General features: G+C 71.5%; 12 protein-coding genes. 9 read left to right on the top strand and 3 right to left on the bottom strand.

All coding sequences use genetic code 11. The features are described 5' to 3' along the window. Positions 1-145: 145 nt before the first annotated feature. From ABTX62_RS04325 to ABTX62_RS04310, 4 genes are all read left to right on the top strand, one after another. Positions 146-427 (top strand): acylphosphatase, encoded by a 282-nt coding sequence (locus ABTX62_RS04325; protein WP_283970225.1) that lies wholly within the window; start codon positions 146-148, stop codon positions 425-427. 377 nt (positions 428-804) lie between these two features. After that, complete coding sequence (locus tag ABTX62_RS04320) at positions 805-1008, top strand: hypothetical protein (protein WP_030852030.1); 204 nt, start codon at positions 805-807, stop codon at positions 1006-1008. A 212-nt stretch (positions 1009-1220) separates the two neighbouring features. Next, entirely contained in the window at positions 1221-4787 is a 3567-nt protein-coding gene (gene smc / locus ABTX62_RS04315) for a chromosome segregation protein SMC (RefSeq protein WP_352114755.1), read from the top strand. A gap of 221 nt (positions 4788-5008) precedes the next feature. Then, entirely contained in the window at positions 5009-6427 is a 1419-nt protein-coding gene (locus tag ABTX62_RS04310) for a sugar porter family MFS transporter (RefSeq protein ID WP_352114754.1), read from the top strand. A gap of 111 nt (positions 6428-6538) precedes the next feature. Here ABTX62_RS04310 and ABTX62_RS04305 read toward each other — a convergent pair whose 3' ends face one another. Continuing rightward, complete coding sequence (locus ABTX62_RS04305) at positions 6539-6802, bottom strand: hypothetical protein (protein WP_352114753.1); 264 nt, start codon at positions 6800-6802, stop codon at positions 6539-6541. Positions 6803-6968: 166 nt separating this feature from the next. After that, positions 6969-7940 carry an LLM class flavin-dependent oxidoreductase gene (locus tag ABTX62_RS04300; RefSeq protein ID WP_352114752.1) on the bottom strand — a complete coding sequence of 324 codons (972 nt, stop codon included), beginning with the start codon at positions 7938-7940 and terminating at the stop codon, positions 6969-6971. Between the two features lie 150 nt (positions 7941-8090). Between ABTX62_RS04300 and ftsY the strand changes: the two genes are divergently transcribed. Continuing rightward, positions 8091-9290, top strand: a complete 1200-nt coding sequence (ftsY, locus tag ABTX62_RS04295; protein WP_352114857.1) for a signal recognition particle-docking protein FtsY — start codon at positions 8091-8093, stop codon at positions 9288-9290. Between the two features lie 99 nt (positions 9291-9389). Here the strand turns inward: ftsY and ABTX62_RS04290 are convergent, their stop codons facing one another. After that, complete coding sequence (locus tag ABTX62_RS04290; RefSeq protein WP_352114751.1) at positions 9390-10055, bottom strand: bifunctional DNA primase/polymerase; 666 nt, start codon at positions 10053-10055, stop codon at positions 9390-9392. Between the two features lie 445 nt (positions 10056-10500). On the opposite strand from ABTX62_RS04290, the gene nsdA reads away from it, so the two are divergent. The 4 genes from nsdA to ABTX62_RS04270 all read left to right on the top strand — a co-directional run bounded on the left by nsdA (position 10501) and on the right by ABTX62_RS04270 (position 16498). After that, positions 10501-11994, top strand: a complete 1494-nt coding sequence (gene nsdA, locus ABTX62_RS04285; protein ID WP_352114750.1) for a transcriptional repressor NsdA — start codon at positions 10501-10503, stop codon at positions 11992-11994. 340 nt (positions 11995-12334) lie between these two features. Then, the gene (locus tag ABTX62_RS04280; RefSeq protein ID WP_352114749.1) at positions 12335-13678 is read left to right on the top strand and encodes an ammonium transporter; all 1344 of its coding nucleotides are present in this window, start codon (positions 12335-12337) and stop codon (positions 13676-13678) included. Beyond that, positions 13675-14013 (top strand): P-II family nitrogen regulator, encoded by a 339-nt coding sequence (locus tag ABTX62_RS04275; protein ID WP_352114748.1) that lies wholly within the window; start codon positions 13675-13677, stop codon positions 14011-14013. Before ABTX62_RS04280 ends, ABTX62_RS04275 begins: the two co-directional genes overlap by 4 nt. Positions 14014-14050: 37 nt before the next feature. Next, positions 14051-16498 (top strand): [protein-PII] uridylyltransferase, encoded by a 2448-nt coding sequence (locus ABTX62_RS04270; RefSeq protein WP_352114747.1) that lies wholly within the window; start codon positions 14051-14053, stop codon positions 16496-16498. The last annotated feature ends 73 nt before the right edge of the window (positions 16499-16571 follow it).

The raw sequence follows: 16571 nt of genomic DNA, 5'->3' as shown, positions 1-16571 counted from the left end.
TCCTGGCGGTCGACTCGTCCTCGAGATCAACACCAAACTCACTCGATCGTGTGAGTTTCATATGAGATTCGTTGAGGGGGGACGGTACCGCATGGCGCAAGTGGAGGAAGTGCCCGGAGGGAGAATGGGCGGTTAGGTTGCAGTCATGAGCGAGGATGTGCGATTGGTCGCCTGGGTGCGCGGACGCGTCCAAGGTGTGGGTTTCCGCTGGTTCACGCGGGCCAAGGCGCTGGAGATCGGCGGCCTGAGTGGTTTTGCTCTCAATTTGGGCGACGGGCGGGTCCAGGTGGTCGCCGAGGGTGGGCGCGAGGGCTGTGAAGGGCTGCTGGAGTGGCTCCGGAGTGACGACACGCCCGGCCGCGTGGACGGCGTCACCGAGATCTGGGACACACCTCGCGGCGGTTATGACGGCTTCGCCATCCGATGATCACCCGCGCCGGACGGTTGCCGAGACCGCCCGCGAACGGCTCGCAGACGACCGCCCCGGAGGGAAACTCCCTGGTGATTGCCGGAACCGCTTGCCTTGGCCCGCTCCACACGCAAGGATGATCGCCACGCCCCGAGGGCCCCGCAGAAGCCGCAGTACGGCCGTTCCAGGCCGCACGCGCCCGGGTCACCCCCAATACGGGGCGTGATCGTGTTGACCGTCAAACTTTTTGGTGAGACGCTGAAAGCCCCGCGCACCTTAGCTGTTTGGCATGGCTGAACGGCAGTACAACTCCAGGCCCTGCCAAGACCGCGGGTGCGAATCCCTCACGACCCACACCGCAGCGGTCGGTCACGCATTGTGGAGGACCATCCATCATGGCAAAGGCGCTTCTCGGTTACGTCGGCGGCTCCGACCCGCGACTCCTCGCCGAGATGCGACGGCTCCAGCAGCGCGTCCAGGACCTGGAATCCGAGCTCGGACGAATCCAGGCCGAGAACGAAGCGCTGACGGCTGCCGCTTCTCACGACAGGATCATGGAGAGCGTTGACGCACACCAGGCGGAGCCTGCGCTCACCTGATCACTGCATCGCTCCACAACAGCACAGCAGTGGTTGGGCCGCCCGTCACAACCGCCTAGTTGTCAGAAGTGCAAGGGACGCCCTGTCGGCGTCCCTTCTTTCTTGCCCCCGCATCCTTTTACCGTCTTCAACGTCTGATGTGCCCTGCGTGTTCAACGGCGAAACCGCGGGTTCATGGAGTGAGACCGACCCGGGCGGTAGAGTCCGGCGGCGTGCACCTCAAGGCCCTGACCCTCCGCGGGTTCAAGTCGTTCGCCTCTGCGACCACCCTCCGGTTCGAGCCGGGGATCACGTGCGTCGTCGGACCGAACGGCTCGGGCAAGTCCAACGTCGTCGATGCGCTCAGCTGGGTCATGGGCGAGCAGGGCGCCAAGTCGCTGCGCGGCGGCAAGATGGAGGACGTCATCTTCGCCGGCACCACCGGCCGCCCCCCGCTGGGCCGCGCCGAGGTGTCCCTGACCATCGACAACTCCGACGGGGCCCTGCCCATCGAGTACGCCGAGGTCACCATCACGCGGATCATGTTCCGCAACGGCGGCAGCGAGTACCAGATCAACGGCGACACCTGCCGTCTCCTCGACATCCAGGAACTCCTCTCCGACTCCGGCATCGGCCGCGAGATGCACGTGATCGTCGGGCAGGGCCAGCTCGACTCCGTGCTGCACGCCGACCCCATGGGCCGCCGCGCCTTCATCGAGGAGGCCGCCGGGGTCCTCAAGCACCGCAAGCGCAAGGAGAAGGCGCTGCGGAAGCTGGACGCGATGCAGGCCAACCTCGCCCGCGTGCAGGACCTCACCGACGAACTCCGGCGCCAGCTCAAGCCGCTCGGCCGCCAGGCCGCCGTCGCCCGCAGGGCCGCCGTCATCCAGGCCGACCTGCGCGACGCCCGCCTGCGCCTCCTCGCCGACGACCTCGTACGGCTCCGGGAAGCCCTGGACGCCGAGGTCGCCGACGAGGCCGCGCTGAAGGAGCGCAAGGAGTCCGCGGAACAGGAGCTGCGCAAGGCGCTCCAGCGCGAGACCCTGCTGGAGGACGAGGTCCGGCAACTCACACCGCGCCTCCAGCGGGCCCAGCAGACCTGGTACGAGCTCTCCCAGCTCGCCGAACGGGTGCGCGGCACGATCTCGCTGGCCGACGCCCGGGTGAAGAGTGCCACCTCCGCGCCCCCCGAGGAGCGGCGCGGACGCGACCCCGAGGACATGGAGCGTGAGGCCGTCCGCATCCGTGAGCAGGAGGCCGAGCTGGAAGCGGCCCTGGAGGCGGCCGAACGCGCCCTGGAGGACACCGTCGCCCACCGCGCCGAGCTGGAACGCGCGCTCACCCAGGAGGAACGGCGTCTGAAGGACGCCGCCCGCGCCATCGCCGACCGGCGCGAGGGGCTGGCCCGGCTCGGCGGCCAGGTCAACGCCGCCCGCTCGCGCGCGGCCTCCGCCCAGGCCGAGATCGAACGCCTGGCCGCCACACGCGACGAGGCGCAGGAACGTGCCGTCGCCGCCCAGGAGGAGTACGAGGCACTCAAGGCCGAGGTCGACGGCCTCGAAACCGGCGACGCGGAGCTCGCCGAGCTGCACGCGGCGGCGAAACAGCGGCTGGCCGAGGCGGAGGCCGCCCTCACGGCAGCGCGCGAGGACGCCACGGCGGCCGAACGCAAGCGGGCCGCCACCCAGGCCCGTCACGAGACCCTGGCACTCGGTCTGCGCCGCAAGGACGGCACCGGGATACTGCTCGCGGCGAAGGACCGCCTCTCCGGCCTGCTCGGCCCGGCGGCGGAACTGCTCACGGTGACCCCGGGGCACGAGGTCGCCCTGGCCGCGGCGTTCGGGGCTGCGGCGGACGCCATCGCGGTGACGAGCCCGGCATCGGCGGCGGACGCGATCAGACTCCTGCGCAAACAGGACGGAGGCCGGGCGGCACTGCTCCTGGCGGGAGACGCTCACCCCGGAGGGGCGGCGGTCCCCGACGGGCCCACGGACGCCGGTCACCCCTTCGCCGCGGAACTGGTCCGCGGCCCTTCCGGCCTCATGCCGGCCGTCCGCCGCCTCCTGCACGGCATCGTCGTCGTCAACACCCTCGAAGACGCCGAAGACCTCGTCTACGCCCATCCCGGCCTCACCGCCGTCACCGCCGAGGGCGACCTGCTGGGCGCGCACTTCGCCCACGGCGGCTCGGCCGGCGCCCCCAGCCTGCTGGAGGTCCAGGCCTCCGTCGACGAGGCCGCCGCCGAGCTCGAAGAGCTGGCGGTCCGCTGCGAGGAGCTCACCGAGGCCCAGCACACGGCCGCCGAGCGGCGCACGGAGTGTGCCGCGCGGGTCGAGGAACTGGGGGAGCGGCGCCGGGCCGCCGACCGGGAGAAGTCGTCCGTCGCCCAGCAGCTCGGCCGGCTCGCCGGACAGGCGCGAGGAGCGGCGGGAGAGGCCGAGCGGTCCGCCGCCGCCGCGGCCCGGGCGCAGGAGGCCCTCGACAGGGCGCTCCAGGAGGTGGAGGAACTCGCCGAGCGGCTCGCCGTCGCCGAGGAGATGCCGATCGAGGAGGAGCCCGACACCTCCGCACGGGACCGGCTCGCGGCCGACGGTGCCAACGCCCGCCAGACCGAGATGGAGGCACGCCTCCAGGTCCGTACGCACGAGGAACGGGTCAAGGGCCTGGCGGGCCGGGCCGACTCCCTGGATCGGGCCGCCCGTGCGGAGCGCGAGGCACGCGCGCGTGCCGAGCAGCGGCGGGCCCGGCTGCGGCACGAGGCGGCCGTCGCCGGGGCCGTCGGCTCGGGCGCCCGGCAACTGCTCGCGCACATCGAGGTCTCCCTGGCCCGGGCCGACGAGGAGCGCACCGCCGCCGAGGCGGCCAAGGCCCGCCGGGAGCAAGAACTCGTCCGCGCCCGCACCGAGGGACGCGACCTCAAGGCCGAGCTCGACAAGTTGACGGATTCGGTCCACCGCGGCGAGGTACTCGGCGCCGAGAAGCGGCTGCGCATCGAGCAGCTGGAGACCAAGGCGCTGGAGGAGCTGGGTGTCGAACCGGCCGGACTGGTGGCGGAATACGGGCCGCGCCAGCTCGTGCCGCCCTCGCCCCCCGCCGAGGGCGAGGAGCTGCCGGAGGACCCGGAGCACCCGCGCAACCGCCCCCGGCCGTATCTCCGGGCCGAGCAGGAGAAGCGACTCAAGGCCGCCGAGCGGGCCTACCAGCAGCTCGGCAAGGTGAATCCGCTCGCCCTGGAGGAGTTCGCGGCGCTGGAGGAACGCCACCAGTTCCTCAGCGAGCAGCTCGAGGACCTGAAGAAGACGCGCGCGGACCTCCTGCAGGTGGTGAAAGAGGTCGACGAGCGCGTCGAGCAGGTCTTCACCGAGGCCTACCGCGACACGGCCCGGGAGTTCGAGGGCGTCTTCAGCCGGCTGTTCCCCGGTGGTGAGGGGCGGCTGGTGCTGACCGACCCCGGCAACATGCTCACCACGGGTGTGGACGTCGAGGCGCGGCCGCCGGGCAAGAAGGTCAAGCGCCTGTCCCTGCTCTCGGGCGGGGAGCGGTCGCTGACGGCGGTGGCGATGCTCGTGTCGATCTTCAAGGCGCGGCCCAGCCCGTTCTATGTCATGGACGAGGTCGAGGCCGCCCTCGACGACACCAATCTCCAGCGGCTCATCCGGATCATGCAGGAGCTCCAGGAAGCCTCCCAGCTGATCGTGATCACCCACCAGAAGCGCACGATGGAGGTCGCCGACGCGCTCTACGGCGTCTCCATGCAGGGCGACGGTGTGTCGAAGGTCATCAGCCAGCGCCTGCGATAGATGCGTGGGTTCTACACCCGCCCACCTGCGGCTCCTCGGTGGCTTCATTTCTTGAACACATGATTGACACAGTCTTGCGCCCGTTTCACGGGAACCGACTATTGACTTCGAAACTTGAAGACATAGTCTCGGAACCGTTCCTTTTACCTTCAGGTACCTTCAGGTGGCACCTCGAAGGGCTGATCCCCTCCGGCAGCGTTGCCGGTGGCCGAGGAGTACACGTGACCAGCACAGCGCAGGCATCCAAGTCAGGAGCCGGGACGGCTCACCCCGATCATCTCGGGCACGTCATCTTCATCGCCGCGGCGGCCGCCATGGGCGGTTTCCTCTTCGGCTACGACAGCTCCGTGATCAACGGCGCCGTCGAGGCCATCCGCGACCGTTACGACGTCGGCTCAGCAGCCCTGGCCCAGGTCATCGCCATCGCCCTCATCGGCTGCGCCATCGGCGCCGCCACCGCCGGCCGCATAGCCGACCGCATCGGCCGTATCCGGTGCATGCAGATCGCCGCGGTCCTCTTCACCATCAGCGCCGTCGGCTCCGCGCTGCCCTTCGCGCTGTGGGACCTCGCCTTCTGGCGCGTCGTCGGCGGCTTCGCCATCGGCATGGCCTCCGTGATCGGCCCGGCCTACATCGCCGAGGTCGCCCCGCCCGCCTACCGCGGCCGGCTCGGCTCCTTTCAGCAGGCCGCGATCGTCATCGGCATCGCCGTCTCGCAGCTGGTCAACTGGGGTCTGCTGCATGCCGCCGACGGTGACCAGCGCGGCAAGCTGATGGGCCTGGAGGCCTGGCAGGTCATGCTCGGCGTCATGGTCGTCCCGGCCGTCCTCTACGGGCTGCTCTCCTTCGCCATCCCCGAGTCCCCGCGCTTCCTGATCTCCGTCGGCAAGCACGAGCGCGCCCGGGAGATCCTCGTCGAGGTCGAGGGCAAGGACGTGGACCTCGGCGCCCGGGTCGCCGAGATCGAGGGCGCCATGAAGAGCGAGCACAGGTCGAGCTTCAAGGACCTGCTGGGCGGCAGCTTCTTCTTCAAGCCGATCGTCTGGATCGGTATCGGCCTGTCGGTCTTCCAGCAGTTCGTCGGCATCAACGTCGCCTTCTACTACTCCGCGACGCTGTGGCAGTCGGTGGGTGTCGACCCGACGGCCTCGTTCTTCTACTCCTTCACGACGTCGATCATCAACATCCTCGGCACCGTCATCGCGATGATCTTCGTCGACCGCATCGGACGCAGGCCGCTCGCGATCATCGGCTCGGTCGGCATGGTCGTCGGCCTCGCGCTGGAGGCCTGGGCGTTCTCGTACCACCTCGTCGACGGCAAGCTGCCGGCCGCGCAGGGCTGGATCGCCCTGATCGCCGCGCACATCTTCGTCCTCTTCTTCGCCCTGTCCTGGGGCGTGGTCGTCTGGGTCATGCTCGGCGAGATGTTCCCGAACCGGATCCGCGCCGCCGCGCTGGGCGTGGCCGCCGCCGCCCAGTGGATCGCCAACTGGGCCATCACCGCGAGCTTCCCGTCGCTGGCCGACTGGAACCTCTCCGCGACCTACGTGATCTACACCGCCTTCGCCGCGCTCTCGATCCCGTTCGTGCTGAAATTCGTCAAGGAGACGAAGGGCAAGACCCTGGAGGAGATGGGCTGACCCGTTCCCCCGACTCGGGGAGACGGGCCGAAGTCCCCGCTGCCCCTCTCCCCGTAACCCGCCACCGCCCCGGTTCGGCCACTGCCCGAGCCGGGGCGGTGGTCCGTCGGGTCACCAGACGAGGACGCCGCCCCCGATCACCCCGGCGTGCAGGGCGGCCACCTCCGGATTCCGCAGGCGACGCACGAGCCCCTCCCGGTGCTCGGCGAGCCTCCGCGGGTGGCGTGGGGTCGCGGCGACGGCATCGAGGTGATCACGCAGCGGCGTCACCTCGCGCAGGAACTCCACCACGTCCCCGGCCTCGACCTCCAGGTCGTCATCGGCGAGCACCGGCAGGAACCGGGCCCCAGCGGGCGCACCGGCGGTGATCCCCACACCGTTTCGCGCCAGGACTCGAACCCGGCCGAGTCGTCGCGCCCCTCGGGGACGTCGAGTATCCGCCGTTGTCCGTGCGGTTCGCGCAGGAACACATCGACCGAGAGACTCGCGGCGTCAGTGCAGCACCGGAGCGTCCCGGCCGGCCACCGGACATCCGTGGGCGTCAGCTCCCCAGCCGCGGCAGCACCTGCTCGCAGAAGAGCCGCAGACCGCGCCATCCCTCCTCCACCGGCATCCCGCCCGCCAGCGGATGCAGCACATAGGAGTCCAGTCCCAGCGCCACACACGCGTCCGGGGTGAGGATCCGGTAGACGCCCTCCGTGCGCAGCTCCTCCACGGTCGTGGCGGCCGACTTCACGGCGGAGCGCACCGCACCCGACTGCCAGGAGGCGTACGTCCGCGCCTCGTGCAGGAAATGCCGGCCGTACCGCGCCCAGGCCCGGTCCGGATCCTCGGCCACGTGCAGCAGCGGAGTCTCGGCGGCGGGCATCATGACCCAGCCCTCGGTGCCGTACTCGACGAGCAGCTCCTTGTAGTACGCCTCCAGCTCCGGCAGATGCGCGCTCGGGAAGAAGGGCAGACCGAGCCGGGCGGCCCGGCGCGCGGCGGCCCTGGAGGAGCCGCCGACCAGGAGCAGGGGGTGCGGTTCGGTGAAGGGGCGCGGGGTGATGCGGACCGTGCGGCCCCGGTAGGAGAAGGGTTTGCCGGTCCACGCCTTCAGCAGGGTCTCCAGCAGCTCGTCCTGGAGCGCGCCGCGCCGGGTGAAGTCCACGCCGAACAGGTCGTACTCCTGCGGCCGGTACCCGATGCCGGCGACCGTCACCAGCCGGCCGTTGCTCAGCAGGTCCAGCACGGCCATCTCCTCGGCCAGCCGCAGCGGGTCGTGCAGCGGGCCGATGATCGCCGAGACGGTGACCGCGACGCGCCGGGTGGCGCCGAAGACGGCCCCCGCGAAGGCGAACGGCGACGGCAGCCAGTTGTTGTCCGCCCCGTGGTGCTCCTCCGTCTGCACCGTCGTGACGCCCCGGTCGTCGGCGTACGCGGCCATCTCCAGGGCCGCCCGGTACCGGGCGCCGAGCTCGGCGGGGCCGGCCCCGGGAGCGACGAGGTTGAAGCGTGCGACCGTGACGGGCATGGGGCGTCTCCCTCCGCCGGGCGGGTGTCCGGGGGACGTTAGCTGACGATGCGTCAGACATCCAGGGGTGTGGAGATCCGGCGGCCCGCGGCGTTCCGGGGCGGTGCGAGCAGGGTGACCCGGGGCCCCATGACTGATACTGGACGCGTTATGGACATCGTCATCCTTGCTGTAGTCATCGCCGTGGTCGTGATCGGCGCGCTCGGCGGGCTCATCGTCGGCAGCCGACGCAAGAAGCAGCTGCCCCCGCCCCCGCCCGCAGCGCCCGACATCACCGCCCCACCGGCCGAGCCGCACGTCGGCGAAGAGGCCGAGACGCCGCGGGAGGAACCGCGGCGCACGATAGAGGAGGTGGATCTCCCGGACGGCTCGGCTCCGGTCGTAGTCGAGGAGCCGCCCGCCGAAGCTCCCGCGATCGAGATCCCGGAACCGACCGCCGGCCGCCTGGTCCGGCTGCGGACCCGGCTCTCCCGCTCGCAGAACGCCCTCGGCAAGGGACTGCTCGTCCTGCTGTCGCGCGAGCACCTCGACGAGGAAACCTGGGAGGAGATCGAGGACACGCTGCTCACCGCCGACGTCGGCGTGCAGCCCACCCAGGAACTGGTCGAGCGGCTGCGCGAGCGGGTGAAGGTGCTCGGTACCCGCACCACCGACGAACTGCGCACCCTGCTCCGCGAGGAACTGATCACGCTGGTCGGCCGTGACCTGGACCGCGCGGTCAAGACCGAGCCGGAGGACCGCAAGCCGGGCATCGTCATGGTCGTCGGCGTCAACGGCACCGGCAAGACCACCACCACCGGCAAGCTCGCCCGTGTCCTGGTGGCCGACGGCCAGAGCGTCGTCCTCGGCGCCGCCGACACCTTCCGGGCCGCCGCGGCCGACCAGCTGCAGACCTGGGGCGAGCGCGTCGGCGCCCATACCGTGCGCGGACCCGAGGGCGGCGACCCGGCCTCCGTGGCGTTCGACGCGGTCAAGGAGGGCAAGGAGATGGGTGCGAACGTCGTGCTCATCGACACCGCCGGCCGCCTCCACACCAAGACCGGGCTCATGGACGAGCTCGGCAAGGTCAAGCGGGTCGTGGAGAAGCAGGCCCCGGTCGACGAGGTGCTGCTCGTCCTGGACGCCACCACCGGCCAGAACGGCCTGGTCCAGGCGCGGGTCTTCTCCGAGGTCGTCAACATCACCGGCATCGTGCTCACCAAGCTCGACGGCACGGCCAAGGGCGGCATCGTGGTCGCGGTCCAGCGCGAGCTGGGCGTCCCGGTCAAGCTCATCGGGCTCGGCGAGGGCGCGGACGACCTGGCGCCGTTCGAGCCGGAGGCCTTCGTTGACGCCCTTATCGGGGAGTGACCTCCCCTCAGCCGTACCGCGCGATCCGCGCGTCGCACAAGCGCCCGCCCCCGGACGCGGTCGGGGGCGGGCGCTTCGCTGTGTACGTTCGCGGCGTGGTCAGGCCCGCGACCGGTGGGCCACATACGCCAGGGTGCCCAGCACCAGGCGGGCCTCCGGCGGGTGGGACGCCGAGTCCAGGGCGGGGGAGCGCAGCCAGCGCACCGGGCCCAGACCGCCGCGGTCGGACGGCGGTGCCGTGATGTGCGTGCCGGGGCCGAGGCCGCGCAGGTCGAGGGAGTCCGGGTCGTCCCAGCCCATGCGGTAGAGCAGGCCGGGCAGATCGGCGGCGGCGCCGGGGGCGACGAAGAAGTGCGCGCGGCCGTCCGGGGTCGCCGCGACCGGGCCGACGGGCAGGCCCATGCGCTCCAGCCGGGCCAGCGCACGGCAGCCGGCGGGCTCCGCCACCTCGACGACGTCGAACGTCCGGCCCACCGGCAGCATCACCGAGGCGCCGGGGAACTCGCCCCAGATCTCGGTCACGTCGTCCAGTGTGGCGCCGGCGGCGAGCACCGGCGCGAAGTCCAGTGGGTGCGCGCCCGGCGCCGGGCAGTCGCCCCGGCCGCAGGAGCAGGCGCCCGCCGAGGCCCGGGCCCCCGGCACCACGTCCCAGCCCCACAGCCCTGTGTACTCGGCCACGGCCGTGCCGTCCGACGTGCGGCCGCGGCGGCGTGAGCCGGACCGGATGTCGCGCATGCCCCGGCTGATGCCGATCGTGAAGCCCATGCCCCCTCCAACGGGTCCGACGCACCGGTGGTTACGCTGCGGACGCGATACGTGACTCTCCGTTTCGGCCTTCCCGGTGGTGGCCGGTTCACTCAGTGCCCGGATGCGCCCGGGGTGGCGCGCCCGACAATGCGCGCCCCTGGGTGCATCGCTGCACCCGCTCCCGGTCGTGCTGTGTCAAGTGAATCGCGCTGAGGCGTACAGGAGTTCATTCAATGGGGTGGCGAATGGTGGCGTTTCCGTGTGAGTCGTGGCCGGACGGGTGATCGTAGGATTACTTTGTGTGCACGAGGCCTGGGGGCATCTGCGCTCGCGGGTATGCCGGAGGCAAGTCGTCATTCCATTCGAAGGGTGACAAGGGCCGGACGGACGGCCGTGCGAACCGGCATGCTGATAGGGCTTGGCGCACTCGGCGACAAGTGGTCTCAGGGATGGGGGCGTTCCAGTGAGCGGCAACGGCGGAAGCGGGACGAACGCTGCGAGCGCGACGCACGCTGACAAGCGCCCGAACGAGCTGCTCACCTCCTGGTTCGCGCGCAGCGGCTGGTCCAAGGGCGAGCTCGCCCGCCAGGTCAACCGCAGGGCACGGCAGTTGGGCGCCAACCACATCTCCACGGACACCTCCCGTGTGCGTCGCTGGCTCGACGGCGAGAACCCCCGCGAGCCGATCCCCAAAATCCTGTCCGAGCTGTTCTCGGAGCGCTTCGGCGTCGTCGTCTCCGTCGAGGACCTGGGGCTGCGCACCGCGCGCCAGTCACCGTCCGCGACCGGCGTCGACCTGCCCTGGACGGGCCCGCAGACCGTGGCCCTGCTCAGCGAGTTCTCGCGCAGCGACCTGATGCTGGCGCGGCGCGGCTTCCTCGGGAGCTCGCTGGTCCTGGCTGCGGGCCCGGCCCTCATCGAACCCATGCAGCGCTGGCTGGTCCCCTCGCCGCCGGCCCCCCGTTCCGAGCCCGACGCCGGTTCCGGGCGCGCCCGCGGCCGGCTTTCCAAGCCGGAGCTGGACCTGCTGGAGTCCACCACGGTGATGTTCCGGCAATGGGACGCCCAGTGCGGCGGCGGCCTGCGCCGCAAGGCGGTCGTCGGGCAGCTGCACGAGGTGACGGACCTCCTCCAGGAACCCCAGCCCCAGGCCACGACCCGGCGGCTGTTCAAGGTCGCCGCCGAACTCGCCGAACTGGCCGGCTGGATGTCGTACGACATCGGGCTCCAGCCGACCGCGCAGAAGTACTTCGTCCTCGCGTTACACGCCGCCAAGGAGGCCGGTGACCGGCCCCTCGGCTCGTACGTGCTGTCCAGCATGAGCCGCCAGATGATCCACCTCGGGCGGCCCGACGACGCGCTGGAACTGATCCACCTCGCGCAGTACGGCAGCCGGGACTGCGCGAGCCCGCGCACCCAGTCGATGCTGTATGCGATGGAGGCCCGCGCCTACGCCAACATGGGGCAGCCCGGCAAGTGCAAGCGGGCGGTCCGGATGGCGGAGGACACCTTCTCCGAGGCCGACGAGTGGGACGAGCCCGACCCCGACTGGATCCGCTTCTTCTCCGAGGCCGAGCTGTACGGCGAGAACTCCCACTCTTACCGCGACCTGGCCTACGTCGCCGGGCGCAGCCCCGCCTACGCCTCGCTGGCCGAACCGCTGATGCAGCGAGCGGTGGAGCTCTTCGCCGAGGACGGCGAGCACCAGCGGTCGTACGCACTGAACCTCATCGGCATGGCCACGGTGCACCTCCTCCAGCGCGAGCCCGAGCGGAGCACTGTCTTCGCAGCCGATGCCATGCAGGTCGCCAAGAAGGTCCGCTCCGAGCGCGTCAACACCCGCATCCGCAAGACGGTGGACACGGCCGCCCGCGACTTCGGCGACCTCGGTGAGGTCGTCGACCTCACCGAGCGGCTCGCCGCCGAACTGCCCGAGACCGCCGCCGAAGCGGTCTGATCAAACCGCACGACCACCCCGGAACCCCGGCCGCGGCCGGCCCTCCCGAACTGCCCGACTCGGCTCCCCCATGCCAGGTCATCGGAAGGCCGACCGCGGCCGGTCTGTGTGCCCACGGCTGCCTGAAACCGAAGGTTGCGCCACGATAACGATCGGCGCGCCCGCAATCCGGCAGTTCATCGACGCGTAACACAGCAGGCGCCTTCGTCACGGCCGCGAAACAACGAGGCGCTTCCACCGAAACCGCGCTGCGCCAATCTCGTGGCGCATAACCGGCCCACCCCTCATACCGCTCGAGGCTTCGCCCGCACGGGGCCGTACCAATGACGAGGAGACGCCGATGGCACCAGCCATCACCCTTGCCGCAGAAGCGCCCAAGCTCTCTGCCGCGAACACAGGGTTCATGCTCATCTGTTCCGCCCTGGTGATGCTCATGACGCCGGGTCTGGCCTTCTTCTACGGAGGCATGGTCCGCGTCAAGAGCACCCTGAACATGCTGATGATGAGCTTCATCAGCCTCGGGATCGTCACCATCCTGTGGGTGCTGTACGGCTTTTCCATGGCGTTCGGCACCGACTCCGGCAGCCTCATCGGCTGGAACTCCGACTGGGTCGGCCTGGGCGACATCGGCCTGACGGAGCTGTGGCCCGGCTACACGATCCCGGTGTTCGTGTTCCTGGTCTTCCAGCTGATGTTCGCGATCATCACGCCCGCCCTGATCAGCGGTGCCCTCGCGGACCGCGTCAAGTTCAGCGCCTGGGCGCTGTTCATCGCCCTGTGGGCCACCGTCGTCTACTTCCCGGTCGCGCACTGGGTGTGGGGCTCCGGCGGCTGGGCCTTCGAACTGGGCGTCATCGACTTCGCCGGTGGTACGGCGGTGCACATCAACGCCGGTGCCGCGGCGCTAGGCGTGATCCTCGTCATCGGCAAGCGCATCGGCTTCAAGCGGGACCCGATGCGCCCGCACAGCCTGCCGCTGGTCATGCTCGGCGCCGGTCTGCTGTGGTTCGGCTGGTTCGGCTTCAACGCCGGCTCCTGGCTCGGCAACGACGACGGCGTCGGCGCGCTGATGTTCGTCAACACGCAGGTCGCCACCGCCGCCGCCATGCTGGCCTGGCTCATCTACGAGAAGATCCGCCACGGCGCGTTCACCACGCTGGGCGCCGCCTCCGGCGCGGTCGCGGGCCTGGTCGCCATCACCCCGGCCGGTGGCGCGGTCACCCCGCTCGGCGCGATCGCCGTCGGCGCCATCGCCGGTGTGCTGTGCGCCATGGCCGTCGGCCTGAAGTACAAGTTCGGCTACGACGACTCCCTGGACGTCGTCGGCGTCCACCTGGTCGGCGGTGTCGTCGGCTCCCTGCTGATCGGCCTCTTCGCCAGCGGCAAGGGCCAGTCCACCGTCGAGGGCCTTTTCTACGGCGGCGGCCTGGCCCAGTTCTGGAAGCAGTGCGCCGGTGTCTTCGCGGTGCTCGCCTATTCCCTGATCGTCTCCGCGATCCTGGCCTTCGTCCTCGACAAGACCATGGGCATGCGGGTTCCCGAGGACGACGAGGTCGCCGGCATCGACCAGGCCGAGCACGCCGAGACCGCATACGACTTCAGCGGCGCCGGTGGCGGTGCCGCCAAGACCGCCGCCGTCGCGGCCGCCGTGGGCGGCGCCGAGAGCAAGAAGGTGGACGCATGAAGCTCATCACCGCCGTCGTGAAGCCGCACCGGCTCGACGAGATCAAGGAGGCCCTGCAGGCCTTCGGAGTACACGGCCTGACGGTCACCGAGGCCAGCGGCTACGGTCGTCAGCGGGGCCACACCGAGGTCTACCGCGGTGCCGAGTACACCGTTGACCTGGTCCCCAAGATCCGCATCGAGGTCCTGGTCGAGGACGACGACGCCGAGCAGCTGCTCGACGTGGTGGTCAAGGCGGCCCGCACCGGCAAGATCGGTGACGGCAAGGTCTGGTCCATCCCGGTCGAGACGGCCGTACGGGTCAGGACCGGTGAGCGCGGTCCCGACGCGCTCTGAAGGCCCTTGGGCAGGCGAACAGAACAGGAGCCACTGGGTGACGGGTACGGACGTGCAGAAGGAAGCAGAGGACTCGGGACCCAGCGGCTACGCGGCGGCCCGGCTGCGTCTCCTCACCGAGGAGACGCGGTCCGGGCCGCCGCGCCGTGCGGCCCTGGCCGAACTGACGGACGACTGGCTGACCGGCCTGTTCAGCGCGGGCGCGGAGGGGCTGCGGGGGGCCTCCCTGGTCGCCGTCGGCGGCTACGGGCGCGGAGAGCTGTCCCCGCGCAGCGACCTCGACCTGCTCCTGCTGCACGACGGCAGCGACGCCAAGGCGGTCGCCGCCCTGGCCGACCGGCTCTGGTACCCCGTCTGGGACCTGGGCCTGGACCTCGACCACTCCGTCCGCACACCCGCCGAGGCCCGCAAGACCGCGGGTGAGGACCTCAAGGTGCAGCTGGGCCTGCTCGACGCCCGGCACATCGCCGGCGACCTCGGGCTCACCGCGGGACTGCGCACCGCCGTCCTGGCCGACTGGCGCAACCAGGCGCCCAAACGCCTCCCCGAACTCCAGGAACTGTGCGCCGAGCGTGCCGAACGCCAGGGCGAGTTGCAGTACCTGCTGGAGCCCGACCTGAAGGAGGCCCGCGGCGGGCTGCGGGACGCCACCGCGCTTCGGGCCGTCGCCGCCTCCTGGCTCGCCGACGCCCCGCGCGAGGGCCTCGCCGACGCCCGGCGCCGGCTGCTCGACGTCCGGGACGCCCTGCACCTGGCCACCGGGCGCGCGACCGACCGGCTCGCCCTCCAGGAGCAGGACCAGGTGGCCGCCGAACTCGGCCTGCTCGACGCCGACACCCTGCTGCGGCAGGTGTACGAGGCGGCGCGGCTCGTGTCGTACGCCAGTGATGTCACCTGGCGCGAGGTGGGGCGCGTCCTGCGGTCGCGCGCCGTGCGGCCCCGGCTGCGCGCCATGCTGGGCGGCGGGAAGCCGACCGCCGAGCGGTCCCCGCTGGCCGAGGGCGTCGTCGAGCAGGACGGCGAGGTGGTGCTCGCCCGGGCCGCGCGCCCCGAGCGCGACCCGGTGCTGCCCCTGCGCGCCGCGGCCGCCGCCGCACAGGCCGGACTCCCGCTCTCGCTGCACGCCGTACGGCGCCTGGCGGCCACCGTGCGCCCGCTGCCCGCGCCCTGGCCCGCCGAGGCCCGCGAACAGCTCGTCACCCTGCTCGGCTCCGGCCGCCCCACTGTCGAGGTGTGGGAGGCGCTGGAGGCGGAAGGGCTGATCACTCGGCTGCTGCCCGACTGGGAGCGGGTCCGCTGCCGCCCGCAGCGCAACGCCGTGCACCTGTGGACCGTCGACCGGCACCTGATCGAGACGGCGGTGCGCGCCTCCGAGTTCACCCGCCGGGTCAGCCGCCCCGACCTGCTGCTGGTCGCCGCGCTGCTGCACGACATCGGCAAGGGCTGGCCCGGCGACCACTCGGTCGCCGGCGAGATCATCGCCAAGGACGTCGCCGCCCGCATCGGCTTCGACCGCCACGACGTGACCGTCATCGCCACCCTCGTACGGCACCACCTCACGCTCATCGACACCGCCACCCGGCGCGACCTGGAGGACCCGGCCACCGTGCGCGCGGTCGCCGAGGCCGTCGGCTCCCAGGGCACCCTGGAGCTGCTGCACGCGCTCACCGAGGCCGACGCCCTCGCGACCGGCCCGGCCGCCTGGTCGTCCTGGCGCGGCTCACTCGTCGCCGACCTGGTCAAAAGGGTCTCGGCGGTGTTCGCCGGAGACGCCCCGGACGACCCCGAGGAGGCCGCGCCGACCGCCGAGCAGGAGCGTCTCGCCCTGGAGGCGGCCGCGACGGGCAGCCCGGTGCTCGCCCTGCGGGCGCAGACCGAGCCACCCGCCGGGCAGGAACCGTCCGGCGACCCCGAGCCGCTCGGCGTGGAGCTGCTCATCGCCGTCCCCGACCAGCCCGGGGTGCTGCCCGCGGTGGCCGGTGTCCTCGCCATGCACCGGCTGACCGTACGGACCGCGGAACTGCGCTCCCTGCACCTCCCGGACGGTGTCGAGGGTTCCGTCCTCCTGCTGGACTGGCGGGTCGCCGCCGAGTACGGCTCCCTGCCGCAGGCCGCCCGGCTGCGCGCGGACCTCGTCCGGGCCCTGGACGGTTCCCTGGACATCGCCGGCCGCCTCGCGGAACGGGACGCGGCCTATCCGCGCCGCCGGGGCGTGATCGCGCCGGCGGCCCGGGTGTCGGTCCACCCGGCCGCCTCCCGGCTGGCCACGGTCATCGAGGTCCGCTCCCAGGACGCCCCGGGCCTGCTGTTCCGCATCGGCCGCGCCCTGGAGGACGCGAGCGTGCGGGTACGCAGCGCGCACGTCTCCACCCTCGGCGCCAACGCCGTCGACGCCTTCTACGTGACCGGCCCGGAAGGCGCGCCCCTGCCCGGGGAGGAGGCGGCGTCCGTGGCGCGGAAGCTGGAGGAGACACTGCGGGGGTGAGGCCGACCCGGCGACTTGTCACGCCGGGATACCCTGGAGGGCGATTCCCTGTAGCCACCGACCCCGAGGACCG

The sequence above is a fragment of the Streptomyces sp. NPDC096046 genome (genome assembly GCF_040303285.1).
In the GTDB taxonomy this organism is placed as follows: Bacteria; Actinomycetota; Actinomycetes; order Streptomycetales; family Streptomycetaceae; genus Streptomyces.
Note: the sequence above shows the minus strand (reverse complement) of the source record. Positions and strands in the feature narration are given on the sequence as shown.

Coding starts and splice junctions, on each gene's coding strand:
- ABTX62_RS04325 (WP_283970225.1), top strand. CDS start 146: ATGAGCGAGGATGTGCGATTGGTCGCCTGGGTGCGCGGACGCGTCCAA.
- ABTX62_RS04320 (WP_030852030.1), top strand. CDS start 805: ATGGCAAAGGCGCTTCTCGGTTACGTCGGCGGCTCCGACCCGCGACTC.
- ABTX62_RS04300 (WP_352114752.1), bottom strand. CDS start 7,940: ATGCCCGTCACGGTCGCACGCTTCAACCTCGTCGCTCCCGGGGCCGGC.
- ftsY (WP_352114857.1), top strand. CDS start 8,091: ATGGACATCGTCATCCTTGCTGTAGTCATCGCCGTGGTCGTGATCGGC.
- ABTX62_RS04290 (WP_352114751.1), bottom strand. CDS start 10,055: ATGGGCTTCACGATCGGCATCAGCCGGGGCATGCGCGACATCCGGTCC.
- ABTX62_RS04280 (WP_352114749.1), top strand. CDS start 12,335: ATGGCACCAGCCATCACCCTTGCCGCAGAAGCGCCCAAGCTCTCTGCC.
- ABTX62_RS04275 (WP_352114748.1), top strand. CDS start 13,675: ATGAAGCTCATCACCGCCGTCGTGAAGCCGCACCGGCTCGACGAGATC.